We start from the raw sequence: 20263 nt of genomic DNA, 5'->3' as shown, positions 1-20263 counted from the left end.
ATATGGTTCTAGGTGATGTTCGGGAGTGGCGCATGGGCTACGACAATCCGCCGATCAAGTGGTCGGAGCTGGAGCGCAAGCTGTCGGACCGCTCGCGCCCGGGCAGCCACGGCGGCCGTCCGGTCACGGGCGACGGCGGGGACAGCCCTGCGTGGTCGCAGCATCGTGGGCCGTATGTGCCTTCGAAGACTCTGGCCGCCAGGCCGGAACATTCGGTGCCGTACGCCGAGCTCCACGTCCACTCGAACTTCTCCTTCCTGGACGGCGCCTCGCAACCGGAGGACCTGGTCGAGGCCGCCGTCCGGCAGGGGCTGCACGCGCTGGCGCTGACCGATCACGACGGGTTCTACGGCGCGGCCCGGTTCGCCGAGGCCGCGGCGGCGTACTCGCTGCCGACCGTGTTCGGGGCGGAGCTGTCGCTGGGGCTGACCGGCCCGCAGAACGGGGTGGCGGATCCTGAAGGCAGTCACCTGCTGGTGCTGGCCGAGGGGCAGGAGGGGTACCACAGGCTGGCCGGTGAGATCACCGAGGCGCAGCTGGCCGGTGGGGAGAAGGGGAAGCCGGTCTACTCGTTGGAGCGGTTGGCTGCCAAGGGTCGTGACCACTGGATGATCCTGACCGGATGCCGTAAGGGACTGGTCCGGCAGGCGCTGGAGCTCGGCGGGCATGCCGACGGCCCGGCGGCGGCCGGACGCGAGCTGGACCGGCTGACCGCACTGTTCGGCAAGGACCGGGTGGTTGTCGAGCTGATCGACCATCACGTCCCCGCCGACACCACACGGAACCGCGTCCTGGCCGGTCTGGCCGCCGACCGCGGCCTCCCGGTAGTTGCCACGAACAACGTTCATTACGCGACCCCGGCCCAGCACAAGCTGGCTGCCGCGCTGGCCGCCGTACGGGCCCGTCGCGACCTGGACGCGATGGACGGCTGGCTGCCGTCGAGCGGGATGGCGTTCGTGCGCTCCGGCGCGGAGATGACCGCCCGCTTCCAGCGGTACGACGGGGCGGTGGCGCGCTCGGTGACGCTGGCGGACCAGCTCGCGTTCGACCTCGCCCGGGCGAAACCGAAGCTGCCGCTGCGCGACGTGCCCGACGGTCACACCCCGATGTCGTGGTTGCGGCATCTGACCTTCGATGGCGCTGCCCGGCGGTACGGGACGCGCGCGGCGCGCCCGGATGCGTACGAGCGGCTGGAGCGGGAGCTCGACGTCATCGAGGAGAAGGGCTTCCCGGGGTACTTCCTGATCGTGCACGACATCGTGAAGTTCGCGCACGACAACGGGATCCTCTGTCAGGGCAGGGGATCGGCGGCGAACTCCGCGGTCTGCTACGCGCTCGGGATCACCGCGGTGGACAGCATCCTCTACAACCTTCCGTTCGAGCGGTTCCTGGCCACCACGCGCGCCGAGGAGCCGGACATCGATGTCGACTTCGACTCCGGACGCCGCGAGGAGGTGATCCAGCACGTCTACGAGAAATACGGCCGGCACAACGCGGCCCAGGTGGCGAACGTGATCTCCTACCGCCCGAAGTCCGCCGTCCGGGACATGGCCAAGGCCCTCGGGTACTCCGTCGGTCAGCAGGATGCGTGGTCGAAACAGGTGGACGGCTGGAGCCCGGAGATCACCTCGACCGAGCACGACATCCCGCCGCAGGTTGTGGGGATGGCGACCGAGCTGCTGAAGTTCCCGCGGCACCTGGGGATCCACTCCGGCGGGATGGTGCTGACCGAGCGTCCGGTCGGCGAGGTGGTGCCGATCGAGCACGCCCGGATGGACAAGCGCACGGTCCTGCAGTGGGACAAGGACGACTGCGCGTGGATGGGGCTGGTGAAGTTCGATCTGCTTGGACTCGGCATGCTGGCCGCGCTGCAGTACTGCCTGGACATGGTCCGCGAGCAACTCGGGGAGTCGTGGGAGCTGCACACGATCCCGCGGGAGGAGGCCGGGGTCTACGACCAGCTCTGCCACGCGGACTCGGTGGGCGTGTTCCAGGTGGAGTCCCGGGCGCAGATGGCGACCCTGCCGCGGCTGAAACCGCGGCGGTTCTACGACCTGGTCACCGAGATCGCGCTGATCCGGCCCGGCCCGATCCAGGGCGGCGCCGTGCATCCGTACATCCGCCGCCGGACCGGCGAGGAGCCGATCACCTACCTGCATCCCAAGCTGGAACCGGTGCTGGAGCGGACCATGGGCGTGCCGCTGTTCCAGGAGCAGCTGATGCAGATGGCGATGGCGGTCGGCGAGATCGACGGCGACGAGGCCGATCTGCTGCGCCGCGCGATGGGCTCCAAACGCGGGATCGAGAAGATCTCGTCGCTGAAGGACAAGCTGTACGCCGGGATGGCGGGCAACGGGATCACCGGGGAGCTGGCCGACGAGATCTACGCCAAGATCGAGGCGTTCGCGAACTTCGGGTTCGCCGAGTCGCACTCGATCAGCTTCGCGCTGCTCGTCTACTCCAGCACGTGGCTGCGGCTGCACTACCCGGCCGCGTTCCTGGCCGCCCTGCTCCGGGCGCAGCCGATGGGGTTCTACTCACCGCAGTCCCTGGTCGCCGACGCCCGCCGGCACGGCGTCGAGGTACGGCGTCCGCACCTGCATCTCTCGGGGGTGGACGCGGGGCTCGAGTTGCTGGTCGAAGGGCAGGAGCGGACCGGGCCGACCGGGATGGACGAGTGTTTGGCGGACCCGCAGCCGTTGGTAGGCCCGTTCGATCCGAAGGCGCCGTTCGACACCACGGTGCATCGCCGGGACGGTGCGTTCGCGGTCCGGCTCGGGTTGTCCGAAGTACGCACCGTGGGGGAGAAGGGCGCGAAGCTGATCGTCGAGGAGCGGGAGCGGGGCGGGCCGTTCACCGAGATGGCCGACCTGGTCCGGCGTACCGGGATCACCGCAGCACAGGTCGAGGCGCTGGCGACCGCCGGGGCGTTCGACTGCTTCGGGCTCGACCGGCGGCAGGCCTTGTGGGAAGCGGGCCGGGCGGCCGAGGAGCGTCCGGGGCAGCTGGCCGGGATCACCGCGGCCGGTCCGCCGCCGACGCTGCCCGGGATGAGCGACATCGAGGCCGATATGGCGGACCTGTGGTCCACCTCGATCACCACCGAGAGCCATCCGATGCAACGGGTCCGCGACCGGCTCCGCGCCGACGGCATCCTGTCGGCGGCCGAGTTGAAGGCGGCCCCGAACGGCGCCCGCGTCCGGGTCGCCGGCGTGGTCACCCACCGCCAACGCCCCGCGACCGCCTCCGGCGTCACGTTCATGAACCTCGAGGACGAGACCGGCATGGCGAACATCGTCATCACCGTCGGCTGCTGGCACCGCCACGCCGCCGTGGCCCGCAACGCCGCCGCCATGATCATCCGCGGCCGCGTAGAACGCGCCGGCGAAGTAACCAACCTCTCCGCCGACCACCTCCAACGCCTCCCCCTGGCCGCCCGCACCAAATCCCGCGACTTCCGCTGACCGAGCGCATCGGTGTCGGATCGGGTGTGGGGAGTTCGTGGTAGGGGTGAGCGGCTGCTGACGAGAGCGGCCGGCGTACCTGAGGAGAGCGTGATGACTGCTACCTATACGTTCGATGTCTTTTCCAGTCTTGACGGGTTCGGGGCGCACACTGGGGACTGGGGTGGGTATTGGGGGAAGCAGGGGCCGGAGTTTCTCGAGCGGCGGCTGGCTTTGTACGGCGGAGATGCGCGGATGGTGTTCGGCGCCACCACGTATCGGGCGCATGCGGAGATGCTGGTAGCGAGCGCCGAGGGTGACGAGGTTCGGGATGCGTGGGTCATGCGGATGCGAGAGTTGCCGGCGACGGTCGTGTCGAGCACGTTGCGGGAGCCGCTCGATTGGCCGGACGCGACGGTGGTGAGCGGTGACGTTGTCGAGATCGTTGCCCGGTTGAAGGAAGAGTCCGACGTGCCGTTGCGGTCGCACGGCAGCTTGTCGTTGAACCGGGCGCTGATGGCCGCCGGCCTGGTCGATCGCGTGCAGGTGACGGTGTTCCCGGTGATCACCGGACAGACCGGGGCCGATCCGATCTTCGGAGGAGCGGCCGACTTCGACCTCGAACTGCTCGAGACCCGCACCCTCGACGGCAACACCCAGGAACTCGTCTACCACCCCACGCTGCACGGTTGAGGGTCAGGACGCGGCTGTGAGTTGTCGGCGGGTCCAGAAGGGGGTTGGGTGGGGGAGGGCTATGGCGTAGTAGTCGGCTCGGGTGGAGAGGTAGGTGGTGCACTCGGTGTTTCGGGTGGACTCGTAGGTGGTGAGGGGGATCGCGTCGGCGGGGTGGGTCAGTAGGCGGGCGGCTGTTGTTGCGGCGGCTTCGGCGGTGCGGAGGGCTCGGGGTACGCCGCTGCCTGAGATGGGGTCGACGGCGAGGGCGGCGTCACCGACTGCGAGCCAGGGGCGGATGTCACCGGGCCGGACGAGCCGATGACTGGCAGCCGAGTACACCCGCGGCGTGGTCGGCAAGCATGTTGCGCTGTCGACGCGGAGTGCGGTTGCTGTGGTGGATTCGAGGTGGTTGCGCCAGGGCGCTGAAGCGGCGAGGTTGTGGTGGCGGCAGATGTCGGCGTCGGTCATGAGCATGCCGACCATCACGTGCCCGGGAAGCGGCGCCGTGTACCACCAGCCGTCGGGGACCGACTCGATCAGCAGGTACTGCTCGGCTGAGACATCCACGCCGCTCCATTGAGCGGTGATCCCGACCAGGCGGTCGAAGGCGATCCGCCGCGCGCCGAGCGACCGCCCGATGGTGGCCGAGCGGCCGGTCGCGTCGATCAGGACTCGCGCAGTCAGGCGGTGGCCGTTGGAGCAGGTGAGTTGCCACCTGCCGTCGTACCGGCAGTCGATGAGGGACGTGCCGAGGGACACTGATGTTCCGGCTGCGGCTGCCGCGTCGCACAGCATCCGGTCGAACAACCGGCGATCAACATGCCAGCCGCTGCCGTAACCAGTTTCGAGATGCGAATGCGCAGCAGGTGCCGTGCTGCTCCAGATGCTCCGCGTGCCCCACGATGGCAAGGGGCCCAAGGCAACAAACCGCTCCCAGACCCCGAGGCCCTGCAACAGCGGCTGGATGCTCGGGGCAAGCGTTTCGCCGACGCGCGGCCGGTCGAAGCGACTGCGTTCCAGCAACGCGACGGAGAACCCAGAACCAGCCAGCCGCAAGGCGGTCGCTGCGCCGGCGGGACCTCCGCCGGCGACAACGACGTCATACGCCGTGACCATGTCGACCACGTCGAGCATGGTCAGCAGCCGCAACCGCGCAGGCACTTGCGGAGCGCGTCGAGGTCGAACCCGAGCCGCCGCAGCCGCTCGATCAGCTTCTCGTCGATGACCCCGTCCTTGAACAGGCACGACAACCACTCGCAGAACGCATCACCGCCAGGAGTAGTCGGTGGGGTGTCGCCGCCCCGCCACACCGCCGCCGTGAGCGTACGTTCCCGGGTGAACGGCCGTCCCACGCGAGTACGTCCGCGAGCGCGCACGCGGATCCGGTAGACACCAGGCAACGCCGTACCGAAGCTTGCCGCGAACTCACCGGCCGCAACCTGATCCAGAACGAGCGTTGCCGGCGATCCGTCAGGGCGCGTCACGTCGGCCCACACAGAAGGCTCGCCGTCGACCGGTACGCCGGACTGTGTGAGCGTCGCGTTGATCGTCACCAAGGCGCCGGGCTCGAAGGATCGCTGGTCGGCCGTGGCGCGCAGCGACACGTTCGAGTAGGAGTGCACCACCAGGCTGTACGGAAGACCACGCCGCCCGGGCTGCTCACCCTCGATCGGCTCGTTCGCGACGGCGAAGGCGCGCTCGAACTCGAACGGGCGCCGCGCGGGTGGAGCCGATCGCACCGGCTGGTTGGCGCGGCCGCGGAGGATCGACAGGTCGACGCCATCGGAGTCATCAGGGGTCCTCCCGGTATGCGGTCGCCCGATCGTCAGTAACGCGTGCCAGGTCCCGGCCTGGTCGAAACGGCTCGGCCGGAGCTGGACGGGCAGCGTGATCCGGTAGTACGCGACGCCGTCGCCGGTCACGTACCGCATCGCCGGCTCCGCCTGCGCCCGCCATGGTTCGATCAGCAGACCGTTCGGCGTCTGGAGCCGGAAGTCGACGGCCTCCGGACGTGGTGTCAGCAGTACGACGTCCACACCCGAGTCCCCGTCGGAGAGCTGGAACGGGATGCGGTGCACCGCACCGGCACTCAGCTCGCCGTCCGGGTCGAGCACCACCTCGGCGTTGCTGATCCCCGCCAGCACCTGCAGGAAGTACTTCTGCAACAGGAACCTGTTGTCGGTGGTGATCGCGCCGGTCACCAGCAGGTACCCGCCGTTGTTGCCGGAGATCGTCTGCAAGGCGGGCACGCTGATGTTCTGCGGCTGCCCGAGCCCGACGGTGTACGTGCGCTCGTTGATCTGCGCGGCGACGTCGGAGATCAGGCGTGGACTGTTCTCGATGCCGTCGGTGAGCACGACCAGCGATTTCACGTCGTACGGCGGTGCCGCGTCGAGCAGCGCGCGGCCCTCGAAGATGCCGTCGCCGATGGAGGTCGCGCCCTGCGGATCGAGGCCGGTGCCGTTGATCGTGTCGTGGGTCGCGTTGCGGTTCAGATCGGACAGCCCGCCCGCGCCGAGCTCGAGAACGGACTGCAACGGCTGCGCGTCCTCGTTGTAGCGGACGATGCCGACGCCGTCGCCTTCGAGCATCAGGTCGACGAAGATGTTCGCGGCCTGCTGTAGTGCCACGTGTTTGCTCTGGCCGTCGCCGCGGTCCTCAGTCATGCTGCCCGAGCGGTCGAGCACCAGTGCGGTGGCTGCCGTCTTGCGCGCAACGGTGTTGCCGGTGACAGTCACGTCCCAGGTCTGACCGGACGCGGCTTCGCGGACCGTGAGTACCTGCGGCGGGATGGAGGACGGCGCCACGCCGGTCCTGTACACGACCCACAGCCGAGCGGTCGCCACACCGTTGGGCGCGGTCGGTCCGACCGTGACCGAAGTAGTGGCGGCGACCAACTGGGGATGCGCCGGCGCACCTCCGGGCGCGTAGTCGAGCGTGACGGCGGATCCGGGCGACAGCACCTCGAAGCTGATCGCCAGTGCGGCCTCGCGCACCATGCCCATCGGCCCCTGCGGTACGTCGATGAAACGCAACTCCGGCGTGAGCAGCGTGATGGACGACTCGTCGCAGTGCTCGACCTCGACGTGCTCGGCCCCTTGCTCGACGACGAACCCGAGGGTGTGCCACAGCGTCACCATGTCGTCCATGCTCGTGACGTCACGATCCCAGCGGGCCTGGCTGCCGGTGTCCTGCGCGATCACGTCGTTCGGTCGCGGCACCGGCCACCAGTTGTCACCGCACGCCTTGAAGTCGGCGTGCCACGGCAGCGCCATCGCCTGGCTGATCGTGCCGGCGGTGGACGAGATCCGGAACGCCGCGGCGTACGACGTCTCGATGATCGGCCGGTCGCCCGCGGACAGCCCGCCGGCCTCGATGCCGGGGAAGAACGCGCCGCCGACACAGGCCTCGAGGGCCGCGCGATCCATACCGTCCGGGGTCAGGTCGGTCTGCGGCGCCGGTACGCCGGTCCAGTCCGCGGCGTAGTTGCCGGCCTGCCACCGCTGCATGTGTGCGTACTGGGTCGGCGTCAGCGCGGAGTCGCCGCCGTTGAGCCTGGGCATGTCGCCGGGCGGTCGCAGCCGCGCGAAGATCGCGTCGACGAGCGGCTGCGACGTCACCGGATCCGGCCAGCTGTGCGCGCCGAAGATCCCTTCCACCCAGCGCATGTCGCGGGCGCGCTGCAGGATCGGATAGACGTCGTTCGTGTACGACGTCGTGGTCGGCGCCGGCACGAGTCCGAGGTCGATCATGTGCTGCAGGACCCGGTCGTAGAGCGTGGTCACATTGTCCTGGTGCGGGGCGAACTTCGGCGGCGCGACGATCGCCCAGGCGCCCTCGACCGGTGGTGTCGAGTTGTCTGAGCGCAAGGTGATCGTCGCCGTCACGGGTCCGTCCGACACGTCGTCGTACCAGCCGGCGTTTCCCCAGAAGCTGCCGATCACATTGCCGGCCGGGGACGCGGCGGCGCCGTGCCCGCCGAGGACGAGCAGGTGGTTGTCGTCGTCGCTGCGGATCTCGCCGAGCGGTACGGTCACCGACGGCTGTCCGGAGAAGTCGATCGTGCCTGTGTCGAAGAGCTCCCGCTGGTCGGGCCCGGTCAGGGTTCGTGGGCCCGGGTCGATCGCTAGCTGACCGATCGGCTCGCTGTTGCCGCGGTTCGGGTGCGCGGCCTTGGCGTTCACCAGGTGAACGGTCCACGAGATCTCGGCGGAGGCGTCGTCGATCTCGTCCACGCTGCCGTCGTCGTGGTGCGCGAAGATCCGGAAGCGTGCCGCCTGCCGTTTGACGCGGCACTGGGCGTCCTTGAATCCGCCCGGTGGTTCCGGTCGCTCGCCGAGGTGCTCCGGTCCGACGAAGAACTCGTCCGGGCTGTTGCCGACCCGGGCGATGCCGATCGCCGGATGGATCTTGTAGGTCGTGGCCATTCGTTCTCCCCCTGAGTCAGTGCGCTAGCTGGTTCTGGTCCGGGCGCCGCGGTCGAGCATGCGGCGGAGGCGGCGCAGGACCTGATCGGTGAACAGGCCGGCCAGGCAGCCGGTCAGCACGAGTACGGCGATCGCGGCGCTGGATGTGCTGTCGTCGCCGATGCTGAGCAGACCGGTGTTGACGGCGATGACCGACACCGAGCCGAGCAGGGCCGACCAGAGCGGCCGCATGACGTACCACGCGGCCGGATGATCCGGCGCGGCGTTGCGAGCGAACGCCATACTCTGCTGGATCACGCTGCCGACCGCCCCGGCGGCGGCGCCGACGATCAGCAGACTCATGTTCAGCGTGATCGCGAGGTGCGCGACCGACTGGCTCGCGACGTGGTGCGGTCCGGCGGTCTCCTGGACCGCGACGAGTCGCTCGGCAAGGCCGTATGCCGCGACAAGACACGGCAGGGCGACGACGGCCTCGGTGATGTTGATGGTGACGATCGCGCGCCGTGTGTTCCGCCGTACGGCGGTGGTCCGCTTCCGCTGTGGCCCGAGTGTGTTGCTCATGACAGTTCCTCCCCTTACTCGGACGGAGTCGTCCGCGGCCGCGGCGATACATTCGAATCCAGGAGGAGCCATGACAGTCGACGTACTGACCGAGATCGTGATCGAGCGGCCGGTGGAGGCGGTGGCGGAGTACGTCGGGGATCCGTCCAACGCGCCGCAGTGGTACGCGAACATCGAGTCGGTGGTGTGGCAGACAGACCCGCCCGTCGAGGTGGGGTCGCGGATGGACTTCGTCGCGCATTTTCTGGGGCGGCGGCTGGCCTACACCTATGACGTGGTCGAACTGGTCCCGGGCCGGCGGCTGGTGATGCGGACGGCGCAGGGACCGTTCCCGATGGAGACCAGCTACGAGTGGTCGCCGGTGGGGGAGGCGGCGACCCGGATGACGCTGCGGAACCGCGGTGAGCCGAGCGGGTTCGCCGGAGTCGCGGGGCCGTTGATGGCGGCGGCGATGCGGCGGGCGAACAACAAGGACCTCGGCCGGTTGAAGGACCTTCTCGAGGCGACGTGATTGTGACCGACCGCGCGGTCGCGTCGACGGTGCTGCTCGACCTCAGCGGCGATACACAGCGCTGAGGTTGCCCTCGGGGTCGACCGACTCGAGGATCGCGCCGGTGATGTCGGCGAGCTGGGCGATCTGCTCGGGCGTCAGTACGTCGACCACATGCTGCCGGACCGTCTCGACATGGCCGGGTGCGGTCGCGCGGATCTTCTTCCAGCCGGCCGCGGTCAGTCGCGCGTTGGTGGCGCGGGCGTCCTCCGGGCAGGGGAACCGCTCGACGATGCCGCGGTCCTCGAGGCGCTTCACCACATGCGACAGCCGGGGGAGCGTGGCATTCGTCCGCTGCGCCAGCGCGGTCATCCGCAGCGTCCGCTTCGGCGCCTCGGACAGCATCGCCATCACGTAGTACTCGTAGTGCGTCAGCCCGGCGTCCCGTCGCAGCTGCGAGTCGAGGACACCGGGCAGGAGCTCGAGTACGGCGGCCAGCCGCACCCAGGCCGTCATCTCCGCGTCGTCCAGCCACCGTGTGCTCACGGAAAACATTCTGCCACACATGGTTGTAGCTACAACTATTCTGCGCTATCGTGATGGTTGAAGGTACAACCAAAAGGAGTGAGTATGGCGCACGTCAGCATCATCGGCAGCGGGAACATGGGACAGGCGATCGCGGCCGTCGTCGCCAAGGGCGGCAACACCGTCGAGCTGTTCAACTCCACCGACAAGGACAAGCCGGTCACCGGCGACGTCGTGATCCTCGCGACGCCGTACCCGGCGTATGACCAGGTGCTCGCCGACCGCGCCGACCAGCTGGCCGGCAAGGTTGTCGTCGACATCAGCAACCCGCTGAACTTCGAGACCTTCGACTCGCTGGTGGTCCCCGCGGACGGCTCCGCGGCCGCCGAGCTCGCCACGCGGCTCCCGTACTCCACGGTGCTGAAGGCGTTCAACACCAACTTCGCAGCGACCGTCGCGACCGGGAAGGCCGGCGAGGCGCCGACGACCGTTCTGATCGCGGGTGATGACGCGGACGCCAAGGCGCAGCTGGCCGGGATCGTCTCCGCCGGTGGCCTGAAGGCGGTCGACGCCGGTGCCCTGAAGCGCGCCCGCGAGCTCGAAGCGGCCGGCTTCCTTCAGCTCACCCTCGCCGTCGGCGAGAAGGCATCCTGGACCGGCGGTTTCAACCTCGTTTAGCGCAGGAGGGCGAGGCGGACGCCGAGTCCGATGAAGATGCCGCCGGTGGCGGTGTCGATCCGGCGCCGGGCGGTACGGCGGGTGCGCAGCCAGTTCCCGATCCGCCCGGCCAGCAGGCCGACCGTCCCGTCGACCAGGAACTCCAGCACGATCAGGATCGCGCCGAGCACCGCGAACTGCAGCCACACCTGCCCGTGGGACGGCACCACGAACTGCGGCAGGAACGCGATCGTGAACGTGACCATCTTCGGGTTCAGCAGGTTCGTGGTCAGCCCGGTCAGGTACGCCTTCCGTCCGGACATCGCGGCGTCGCCGGCCGGCCCGTCGTCGACGGCGTCGTTGCGGTGCCGGATCATCTGTACGCCGAGATAGACCAGGTACGCCGCACCGACGATCCGCACCGCGGTGAACGCGACCGGCACCGCCGCGAACAACGCGGCCAACCCGGCCGCGGCCACCGCGACGTGCACAGCCTCACTCGTCGCCACCCCGGCGGTCGCGAGCAGACCGGCCCGCGGACCACTGCGCATCCCGCAGCCGAGGATGAACAGCATGTCCGGTCCGGGCGTGATCATCGCGACGGTCGTGGTCAGCAGAAACGCGAGCAGAAGGTGCAGGTCGATCGGCATACCCCGATCCTCGCACCGCTCGCGCTGCGGGATGCCGTCGTCTCACCTGACCACATGCTGGCAAGCGCTTACCCATTGCGTCGGTTCCCTGCCACACTGGGTGGCCATGGATGCGGCTCGGGTGATCAACGACAACGGTGCATGGTGCTGGTTCCAGGACGAGCGGGCGGTGGTGGATCCGGACGGCGGAGTCCTCGTCGTCGGGTCGATCGCGGCTCCGGAGGGCCCTGGGGGAGACGCGCGGGCAGGCAATGTCGAGCTGACCGTCGTGGAGTTGGACACCGGTTCGGCGGACGTCGTCGTACTGCATGAGCGGTTCGAGGCCGACGATCATGATGTGCCGGCGTTGTGGCGACGCAGGGACGGGCGCTGGCTGGCCGTGTACACGAAGCACAAGACCGACGACCTGACGCGGTGGCGGGTCAGCGAGCCGGGCGATCCGCGGAAGTGGGGTCCGGAGCAGACGTTCGACTGGAGCGAGTTCACCGGCGGCCGCGGCGTCACGTACTCGAACCTGCACGAACTCGACGGCCGGTTGTACTGCTTCGCGAGAGCGGTCAACGACGACCCGTGCGCACTGGTGTCCGACGACGACGGCGACACCTGGACGTACGCCGGGAAGCTCTTCACCCGCCCGAAGATCGGCTACGTCAACGGCTACACCCGCTACGTGTCGACGCCGACGCGCGTGGATCTCATCACGACGGATCACCATCCACGCGACTACAACAACTCGATCTACCACGGGTACCTGGAGGCCGGCGCGCTGCACCGGACCGACGGGACCGTGGTGGACGAGGTCGCGCTGGACGCCGACGCACCGTCGCAGGTGGAACTCACCACGGTCCTCGCGGCGGACTCGGTCTGGGACCGCGAGCCGATGACGCATTGCTGGACCGTCGACATCCGCCGCGCCGACGACGGCACGCTCGCGGCGATCCTGCTGGCCCGGCACGACACTCCCGCGCAGCCGGAGGACGCCTTCGCGCGGCAGCATCCGGTGCCGGATCACCGCTTCTTCTATGCGCGCCTCGCTCCGGGCGGGACCTGGCAGGTACATCAACTGGCCAAGGCCGGGCACGGTCTCCTGCCGCACGAGAACGACTACACCGGCCTGGTCGCGATCGACCCGTACGACCTCGACTCGCTCTACGTCTCCACCCCGATCGACCCACGCGACGGCGCCGCACTGAAGCACCACGAGATCTTCCACGCCCGTACGGCGGACGCCGGGACGACGTGGACGTGGACACCGGTAACGGAGAACTCGACCGCCGACAACCTCCGCCCGATCGTGGCTCCCGGCGACCCGAACCGCGTACCGCTCCTCTGGTTCCGCGGCCACATGACCGCCTCCCAGCACTACGACTGCGAGATCGTCCTCCTCAACCAACCCCGGTAACGCCCGCGGAGTGGCGCGACCTTGGGCTCCGGCCAACCACGGAGCGGCGACCTTGAGCACCGATCAACCAAATGATGGTGATGAAAATGGTTGGTGGGTGCTCAAGGTCGCGTTCGAAGAGGGGCAGGGCTCAGCCGAGGTAGTCGCGCCACGGGCCGGTGATGGCCAGCGTGATGCCCGGCGTCTGGATGTTGACGAAGAGCACCTTGCCGTCCGCGGAGAACGTCGGGCCGGTGAACTCGGAGTCGTTCAGCATGTTCCGGGCGACGGCGTACGTCGGGCCGCCCGGCGTCGCGCTCAGCACGTGGCTGCTGGCCTGGCCGTCCTCGGCGAGGATCAGCGAACCCCAAGGCGTCACGGTGACGTTGTCCGGGCCGTCGAAGTTGAGGTCCTGGAACTTCGACTCGAGGGAGTTCGCGGCGGCGTTCTCCGGGAAGTACGTGACCAGCTGGATGGTCTTCGCGTCGTAGTTGTAGAACCAGACCATGCCGTCGTGCGGGACCGCGTCGGCGGGCAGGTCGGCGGTGCCGGACTCGGCGTACGAGTTCACGACGTACACGCCCTGCTTGGTGCCGTAGACGCCCTCGAACTTCTTGCCGCGGGTGATCTGGCCGTCGGTGAACTGCTTGCGCACCGACGTCGTGGTGCCGTCGCGGTCCGGTACCGGAACCCAGGCTACCCGGAACGGGCGGAGCAGCTGGGCCGACGTCAGGTACGCGACGTCGGGGATCGGCTTACCGTCGTCACCGAGGATGGCCAGCGCCTCGAGGGTGCCGAAGTCCTTGTTCTGCAGGTCCTGCCAGCTGCGCGGGCCGAGCTTGTAGCCGCGCGGCGCCGACCAGCGGTAGAAGGTGCCGTTCGGGCCGGAGGCGTCCTCGGACAGGTAGATGTGGGTCCGGTCCTCGTCGATCGCCAGCGCCTCGTGGGCGTAGCGGCCGAGCGCCTTCAGCGGCACCGGGTGCGCGGTCTTACCGTCGCCCCAGACCTCGAAGACGTACCCGTGGTCCTTCAGCCGGGTGGTGCCGTTGGCCTTGTTCTCGGTCTCCTCGCAGGTCATCCACGTGCCCCACGGCGTCGGGCCGCCGGCACAGTTCGTCAGCGTGCCGGAGATACCGACCCACTCGCCGAGGTTGGTGCCGTCCTTGTCGACGTCGATGACGGTGCAGCCGCCGGCCGCGCCGACGCCGGTGTCGTACACGGTGCCTTCGATCTGCGGTACGCCGAGCTCGCCGGCGCTGCTGATCTCGTGGTTCTGGATCAGCCGGTAGTGGTTCCCGGTGCTGAACACGGCGGTTCCGTCGTGGGCGTTCGGCGTCGCCTGGCCGCTCTTCAGCTTGGTCTCACCGGCCTTGGTGACGACCTTGTACTTGAAGCCGGCGGGCAGTGCCAGGAGACCCTTCGGGTCGTCCAGCAGCGGCGGGAAGGGCTTGTGCTGCGGGAACGGCGAACGGTCGCCGTGCGAGGCCGGCGCGGCCTCGGCGAGCGTCGGCACGGCGCCGACGGTGGTGAAGCCGACCCCGGCGGCGCCGACGGCGGCACCTCGGAGGACGGAACGACGATCGACAGACATGGCTTGACTCCTGCTGACTACGTGGACGGGACGTTGCCGCGATCCTCCACGCCGACGGCTGCCGGACGGCAAACAGAACTTGAACAAAAGACCTGCAACGAACCGGCTGGGGGAGACGTCTACTGTGGGAGGTGATCATGATGCGCAGTGTGACGACCGTGCTGGCGGCAGCCGTACTTTTGGTTGCGTGTGGCAATGAATCCGTGACTGGAGGACAACCGTCGATGACGCCGAGCAGCAGTAGCAGTAGCAATAGTTCCGAGCCGGGTGGAAGTGTGGTCGATCAAGCCAAGGCTGATCTCACCAAGCGGCTGGGCGTGGATGCGGCGCAGGTGTCAGTCGTCAGCTCCGAGGACGTCACCTGGCCGGACGGCAGCCTCGGCTGCCCGGAGCCGGGGATGCGCTACACCCAGGCGCTGGTGCCGGGGAACCGGACGGTCCTCGAGGCCGGCGGCAAGCAGTACAGCTACCACTCCGGCGGTCACCGGGCACCGTTCCTTTGTGAGCACCCGCAGCCGCCCAGCCGTTGAAAACTTTCCGGACAACCGGATGTATCAACCCGCACCGAGGGTGACTCCGCAGAAGTGGGGGGAGGCCTTCGGGCCGCTGCAGGGGGGAGGGCGGCGCGGGGGCACGCAAGAGGGGGAGCTGACGCGGTGCGAGAGTCCGGGCGGCCAGGCCGGAAATCCGCACCGCGTCGGCGCGTTAGTTCTGGCCGAGTGACCCGAGCGCGTCGCCGGCCCGCAGGACCGGCCCGGTGCCCGGCTCGGGTTGCGTGAGCGCGAAGGCCAGCAGGGCGTCGGCCGCCTGCTTGGCGCTCTCACCGGTGACCGACATGCGGCCGGCGATCAGACCGGCCACGAGCGGCGTCGCGAACGACGTACCGCTCCACCGGGCCATGCCCTGGAACGAGCGAAGCTGGCCGGTGTTCGGCGGTTCGGTGCACTCGTAGTCGCCGGTCAGGAACGCGTTCACCAAGTGCTCGCCCGGTGCATAGACGTCGACCCAGCCACCGAAGTTGCTGAACGACGCCCGGTCCCGCCCGTTGTCCGCCAGCGCTCCGACGCCCACAGCCTCGGGGAACGCGGCCGGCCAGAAGTAGTCCCTGGACGACTCGTTACCCGCCGCCGCGACCAGCGTGAGGCCGTTGACGCGGTTCAGCCGGGTCTGGATGAAGACGTCCAGAGCGAGCGGCGCGAGGTCGAATCGCGTCCTGGTGCCCGCCGACAGGCTGATGATGTCGGGCGCCAGATCGAGGATCTCGTCCAGTGCCTGCGCGAGATCGAACTCCCACATCGCGCCGGCCGTGGTGAAGTAGCTCTTCACCACTATCTCCACGTTGCGCGCGATCGCCCGCATCACTCCGGCGATGAAGGTCCCGTGACCGGCGTACGGCTTGATGTGCCCGGACCCGTCGAACGCGTTCTCCGGATCGCCGCTCACCCCGTTCAGCCAGTACGCCGCGGGCGCGTCGGACCAGCCCACATCGAGTACGACGACCTTCACCCCGCGACCGTCCGCGGCGCCCGCGGACAGGAACGGCGTGGGCAGTACCGGGTCCGGCGGAGTACCGGGCATGACCTCCTCGGGCTCGGTCGCCGGGCACGGGCTGACGCTCGGCGTCACGTAGAACAGGTGCTCCGGCGTGACGACACCGCGGCCGAGCCGCAGGTCGGCGTACTTGAGGAATCGTTGGGTGAGCGAGCGATCTTCCGGCGCTTCGGGTGGCACGCGGTCCGGCAGCAGCAACCGGGTGACGCCGCCGATCCCGCCGTCGTCCGGACGGCCGCCCTGGAAAAGCTCGATCACTCGCGGGACGTCCTTGTCGCGTACCAGGACCGCTCCGGTGCGGTACAGGTAGTCGGCCCCCTCCGGCCGCTTCTCCCAGTCCTCCGGGAAAACCTCGACCTGACCCTCGAATGCTCTGAGAATCAGCTCGATCTGCGCAATGTACTTTCGTTCGGTCGTTTGATTTTCCATTTCCCTACATCCCCCCTGGACAGTCGAAATGCCCGATACTATTCCAGAATGCCGACGGCAGGGGGGAGCGCCGAGGCGGCAGAAAATCTGCTGCCTCTCGCGTTGTCACGTCCGCACGACGCGATCGCGTCGGCGCGGTCGCTGCTGGCTGGTGCGCCGGCGGCGGTCGAGGCGTCGATCGCGCACCAGGCCTGGGGTATCAGTCTGCGGCAGCTCGGCGACGTGACCACGGCGGTCCGCGAGTTGCGCACCGCGCTGCGGCTGGCGGAACAGTCCGGGCGGTCGGAGCGGCAGGCGGATGTCCTTGCCACGTTGGGCGCAACGCTGGGTCGCGCGGGCCGGAGCCGGGAGGGTCTGGCGCGGCTCGATCGTGCGGTCGACCTCAGCCGCGGTGCGCTGACCGGGCGGGTGCTGCTACGGCGCGCCGACGTACTGCTGGTCCTCGGGCGGCATCGCGAGGCGCTCGACGATCTGCGGGCCGCGATCACGCGGTTGCGGCGTTCGGGCGATCAGGTCTGGGAGGCGCGGTCGCGGAACTATCGCGGATTCATCCAACTCGCTTTGGGCGCCACGTTGCGCGCGGATGCGGATTTCGCGGTTGCGGAGAAGTTGTACGCCGCGACCGGTCAGGAGTTCGAGTACGCCGAGGCCCGGCAGAATCGGGGATTGGTCGCGTACTCGCGAGGCGATCTGCCCGCAGCGCTGCGGTACCTGGACGAAGCGGGCCGGCGGTTCGCGGCAGTCGGTATGGTGTGGCCGGATCTGGCGATCGATCGGTGCGGCGTACTGCTCGCGGCCGGGCTCAGTACAGAGGCGCTGGCGGAGATGGATCAGGCCGTCGCGGCCGAGGGCGGTACGGCGACCAAACGCGGGGAACTGTTGTTCGCGGCCGCGACCGCTGCGTTGGCGGCGGGGGATCCGGCGGCGGCACAGGAGCGGGCGGATCGGGCGCGGCGGTTGTTCTCGGCGCAGCGCCGGGAGTGGTGGTCGGTGCGTTCGTCGATGGTGCTGCTGGAGGCGCGGTATCAGTCGGGAGAACGCGGAGAGCGGCTCCTTCGACGCGTCAGCGCGGTGGCTGGCCGGCTGGATACGTTGGGTGCGTCGGAGGCGTCGGCCGCGCATCTGCTGGCGGGGCGGTTGGCGTTGGCCGAGGGGCGGGCTCGGGCCGCGGATCGTCAGCTGGAGTTGGCGGGGCGGCACAGCAAGGACGCGCCGCCGATCGCCCGGAGTGCGGCGTGGTTGGGGAAGGCGTTGCGGGCCGAGGCGCGGAGTGACGTGCGAGGGATGTTGTCGGCGTGCGGTCGTGGGCTGGATGCGTTGGACGAGCATCGGCTGGCGATGGGCGCGACCGAGTTGCGGGCGTTGGCGACGGGGCATGGTGCCGAGTTGGCGGAGCTGGCGCTGCGGGACGCGTTGCGGCGCGACGATCCGCGGCGGTTGCTGAGTTGGGGTGAGCGGTGGCGGGCGACCGCGCTCGGGGTGCCGCCGGTGCGTCCACCGGACGACGAGCAACTCGTCGGCGAGCTCGCGGCCTTGCGGGACGTCGTACGACGGCTGGACGGGTCACCCGATCCGTCCCTGGAGAAGGAACGCCGCCGCCTGGAGAAAGCAGTCCGAGACCGAGTCCTACGAGCCCAGGGCAGCGCACTGCGCGGGGCAGCGAATGGGATGAAGGGTGGGGCGGCGAGCAGGCCCGGAGGCGCAGGCGCGCTCGGGGCGAAGGGCACGGCTGCGGGCGGGGTGATGGCGACGGGCGGGTTGCTTCGGTTCGACGTTGACGAGTTGGTGGGGGCGCTCGGCGAGACCCTGCTTGTCGAGCTGGTTGAGGTTGGTGGTGTGCTGCACGCGGTGGTGGTGCGGGACGGGCGGATCACCCGGCACGAGGTCGGCCCGCTGTCCGCCGCAGCACTCGAGGTGGAACGCTCCCGGTTCCGCCTGCGCCGGCTGGCCCACACCCGAGCACACGGTCGACCTCAAGGTGGACCGTCACTCGAGGTGCTGGGTGCGCGGTTGGGGGACGCGATTCTTGGGTCTGCTCAGGAGCTGTTCGGGGATCGGCCCGTGGTGATGGTGCCGCCGGGCAGGTTGCACGCGTTGCCGTGGGGGCTCGTGCCGGCGCTCGCTGATCGAGCCGTGAACGTGGTGCCGTCGGCGGCGACCTGGTTGCGCGCGCGGCAGGTGCGGCCGCCGTCGGATCGTCGTGTCGTGCTGGTGCTCGGGCCGGGTCTGTCCGCGGGCCGCGCCGAGGTCATGCAGCTGGCGAAGCAGTACCCGGACGCCACAGTGCTGGCGGACGGCGACGCGACCGCGGAGAAGGTACTGCGAGAGCTCGACGGCGCCTGGATCGCGCACATCGCGGCGCACGGCACGTTCCGCGCGGACAGTCCGCTGTTCTCGTCGTTGCGGCTCGACGACGGGCCGCTGACCGTGTACGACTTCGAGCGGCTGCGCAGAGCGCCGTACCGAATGGTCTTGTCCAGTTGCGATTCCGGGCTGGCGAAGCCGGTCGGCGCGGACGAGTTGCTCGGCTTGAGCAGCAGCCTGATCCCGTTGGGCGCGGCCGGCATTCTGGCGAGTGTCGTACCGGTGAACGACCCCGCAACCGCTCCCTTGATGCTCGCCGTGCACGAGAACCTGCAGGCCGGTCAGTCGCTGGCGGCAGCATTCGCCGCGGCTCGTCTGGAGACGCGAGGTGATCCGGTGGCCGATGCCGCTGGTCGTTCGTTCGTTGCACTCGGGGCTTGATGTATCAGCGGTCATCCGAATCGCTCTGTACCAGTAAGAGAGGTATAGCTGAGCGGTCCGGTGAAGAGAGGGGGCGGCATGCGGGATGACCCGACAGTCGTCGACCTGGTCACCAGGGCCAGGGACGGCGATAAGAATGCGTGGGACGAACTGGTGGAGCGGTATGCGCCGCTCGTCTATTCGGTGTGCCGGCGATGCCGCCTGGCGCAGCCGGATATCGACGACGTCGGACAGAGCGTGTGGCTGCGGCTGGTCGAGCACCTGCCGGGTCTGCGCGAGCCGGCTGCGTTGCCGGGCTGGATCGCGACCACGACCCAACGCGAGTGCTTCCGGCTGATCCGTGCGACCAGCCGGGTCGAGCCGGTGGACTTCGAGCAGGCGCCCGACGTCCCCGAGCAGGCGATCGCCGAGGAAGAAGTCCTGCGGCACGAACGCAAGATGATCCTGCGGACCGCGTTCGCGGAACTCTCACGGCGCTGCCAGATGCTGCTCGGGCTGCTGATGCAGGACCCACCGGCGCCGTACGACGAGATCAGCCGGCGGCTCCAGGTGCCGATCGGCAGCATCGGCCCGAACCGGTCCCGCTGCCTGACCCGGCTACGACAGACACCCGCGCTGGCACGGCTGGCGGCGGACGGACCCGATGACAGGACAAGGGGGTGAGAGCACCGTGATGGATCCGGAATGGCACGACGACGAGAAGCTGATCGAAGCCCTGCGGGACGCGCTGGCGTCCACGGACGACGTTCCGCCCGCCTTCGTCGAAGCCGGCAAGGCAGCGTTCGCATGGCGGACCATCGACGCCGAACTGGCGGCGCTCACCTACGACTCCGCACAGGATCCGCTGGACGCGCTCGCGATCCGCTCGGAGAGCGCGATCTTGCGGTCGCTCACGTTCGCCTCGGACGGCTGGACGGTCGAGCTCGAGCTGACGCCGAACGCCGTCCTGGGCCAGCTCGACCCGCCCGAGGTCGGCACGGTCACGGCCCGCGGTGACGGCGGCAAGCTGGCCGAAGCGGAGATCGACGAACTCGGGTTCTTCGTGCTCGGCCCGCCGCCGAACATTCCCTACCGCCTGGTCTGCACGACGCAGTCCGGTACGACGATCCTGACCGGCTGGATCACTCCCTAGTCTCTC

16 protein-coding genes are annotated in these 20263 nt (G+C 69.2%); 9 read left to right on the top strand and 7 right to left on the bottom strand.

Annotation, left to right across the window (positions count from 1 at the left end):
• Positions 1 to 32 precede the first annotated feature (32 nt).
• On the top strand, positions 33 to 3464 hold the full coding sequence (locus EV137_RS33055) for an error-prone DNA polymerase (protein ID WP_134132083.1): 3432 nt from the start codon (positions 33 to 35) through the stop codon (positions 3462 to 3464).
• 93 nt (positions 3465 to 3557) lie between these two features.
• Positions 3558 to 4136, top strand: a complete 579-nt coding sequence (locus EV137_RS33050) for a dihydrofolate reductase family protein (RefSeq protein ID WP_134132082.1) — start codon at positions 3558 to 3560, stop codon at positions 4134 to 4136.
• 3 nt (positions 4137 to 4139) lie between these two features.
• On the opposite strand, the gene EV137_RS33045 is transcribed toward EV137_RS33050, so the two are convergent.
• From EV137_RS33045 to EV137_RS33035, 3 genes are read right to left on the bottom strand one after another with little or no spacing between them, the layout of a single operon-like run.
• Entirely contained in the window at positions 4140 to 5279 is a 1140-nt protein-coding gene (locus EV137_RS33045) for an NAD(P)/FAD-dependent oxidoreductase (protein ID WP_134132081.1), read from the bottom strand.
• Positions 5255 to 8545 (bottom strand): LodA/GoxA family CTQ-dependent oxidase, encoded by a 3291-nt coding sequence (locus EV137_RS33040; protein WP_134132080.1) that lies wholly within the window; start codon positions 8543 to 8545, stop codon positions 5255 to 5257. The genes EV137_RS33045 and EV137_RS33040 overlap by 25 nt, the downstream gene beginning before the upstream one ends.
• 24 nt (positions 8546 to 8569) lie before the next feature.
• Positions 8570 to 9106, bottom strand: coding sequence for a hypothetical protein (locus tag EV137_RS33035; protein ID WP_134132079.1), 537 nt, complete (start codon positions 9104 to 9106; stop codon positions 8570 to 8572).
• 70 nt (positions 9107 to 9176) lie between these two features.
• On the opposite strand from EV137_RS33035, the gene EV137_RS33030 reads away from it, so the two are divergent.
• The gene (locus tag EV137_RS33030; RefSeq protein ID WP_134132078.1) at positions 9177 to 9617 is read left to right on the top strand and encodes an SRPBCC family protein; all 441 of its coding nucleotides are present in this window, start codon (positions 9177 to 9179) and stop codon (positions 9615 to 9617) included.
• Positions 9618 to 9659: 42 nt separating this feature from the next.
• Here EV137_RS33030 and EV137_RS33025 read toward each other — a convergent pair whose 3' ends face one another.
• Positions 9660 to 10142 carry a MarR family winged helix-turn-helix transcriptional regulator gene (locus EV137_RS33025; protein ID WP_202871254.1) on the bottom strand — a complete coding sequence of 161 codons (483 nt, stop codon included), beginning with the start codon at positions 10140 to 10142 and terminating at the stop codon, positions 9660 to 9662.
• Between the two features lie 84 nt (positions 10143 to 10226).
• On the opposite strand from EV137_RS33025, the gene EV137_RS33020 reads away from it, so the two are divergent.
• Positions 10227 to 10799, top strand: coding sequence for an NADPH-dependent F420 reductase (locus EV137_RS33020; protein ID WP_134005360.1), 573 nt, complete (start codon positions 10227 to 10229; stop codon positions 10797 to 10799).
• On the opposite strand, the gene EV137_RS33015 is transcribed toward EV137_RS33020, so the two are convergent.
• Positions 10796 to 11428, bottom strand: a complete 633-nt coding sequence (locus EV137_RS33015) for a LysE family translocator (protein ID WP_134132077.1) — start codon at positions 11426 to 11428, stop codon at positions 10796 to 10798. The two genes, EV137_RS33020 and EV137_RS33015, sit on opposite strands and share 4 nt — an antisense overlap.
• Positions 11429 to 11534: 106 nt before the next feature.
• Here EV137_RS33015 and EV137_RS33010 point away from each other — a divergent pair, with 106 nt between their 5' ends.
• Positions 11535 to 12830 (top strand): BNR-4 repeat-containing protein, encoded by a 1296-nt coding sequence (locus EV137_RS33010; RefSeq protein WP_134132076.1) that lies wholly within the window; start codon positions 11535 to 11537, stop codon positions 12828 to 12830.
• 130 nt (positions 12831 to 12960) lie between these two features.
• Here the strand turns inward: EV137_RS33010 and EV137_RS33005 are convergent, their stop codons facing one another.
• On the bottom strand, positions 12961 to 14400 hold the full coding sequence (locus EV137_RS33005) for an alkaline phosphatase PhoX (RefSeq protein WP_134132075.1): 1440 nt from the start codon (positions 14398 to 14400) through the stop codon (positions 12961 to 12963).
• Positions 14401 to 14675: 275 nt separating this feature from the next.
• On the opposite strand from EV137_RS33005, the gene EV137_RS33000 reads away from it, so the two are divergent.
• Positions 14676 to 14930 (top strand): DUF8738 domain-containing protein, encoded by a 255-nt coding sequence (locus EV137_RS33000; RefSeq protein WP_134132074.1) that lies wholly within the window; start codon positions 14676 to 14678, stop codon positions 14928 to 14930.
• 175 nt (positions 14931 to 15105) lie between these two features.
• On the opposite strand, the gene EV137_RS32995 is transcribed toward EV137_RS33000, so the two are convergent.
• Entirely contained in the window at positions 15106 to 16380 is a 1275-nt protein-coding gene (locus EV137_RS32995; RefSeq protein WP_134132073.1) for a S8 family peptidase, read from the bottom strand.
• A gap of 48 nt (positions 16381 to 16428) precedes the next feature.
• Here EV137_RS32995 and EV137_RS32990 point away from each other — a divergent pair, with 48 nt between their 5' ends.
• The 3 genes from EV137_RS32990 (at position 16429) to EV137_RS32980 (ending at position 20257) form a co-directional block, all read left to right on the top strand.
• Positions 16429 to 19125 (top strand): CHAT domain-containing protein, encoded by a 2697-nt coding sequence (locus tag EV137_RS32990; RefSeq protein WP_134132072.1) that lies wholly within the window; start codon positions 16429 to 16431, stop codon positions 19123 to 19125.
• A gap of 78 nt (positions 19126 to 19203) precedes the next feature.
• Positions 19204 to 19788, top strand: coding sequence for an RNA polymerase sigma factor (locus EV137_RS32985; RefSeq protein WP_134005346.1), 585 nt, complete (start codon positions 19204 to 19206; stop codon positions 19786 to 19788).
• On the top strand, positions 19769 to 20257 hold the full coding sequence (locus EV137_RS32980; protein ID WP_134005344.1) for a hypothetical protein: 489 nt from the start codon (positions 19769 to 19771) through the stop codon (positions 20255 to 20257). Before EV137_RS32985 ends, EV137_RS32980 begins: the two co-directional genes overlap by 20 nt.
• The last annotated feature ends 6 nt before the right edge of the window (positions 20258 to 20263 follow it).

The sequence above is a fragment of the Kribbella pratensis genome, from assembly GCF_004366075.1.
GTDB lineage: Bacteria > Actinomycetota > Actinomycetes > Propionibacteriales > Kribbellaceae > Kribbella > Kribbella pratensis.
Note: the sequence above shows the minus strand (reverse complement) of the source record. Positions and strands in the feature narration are given on the sequence as shown.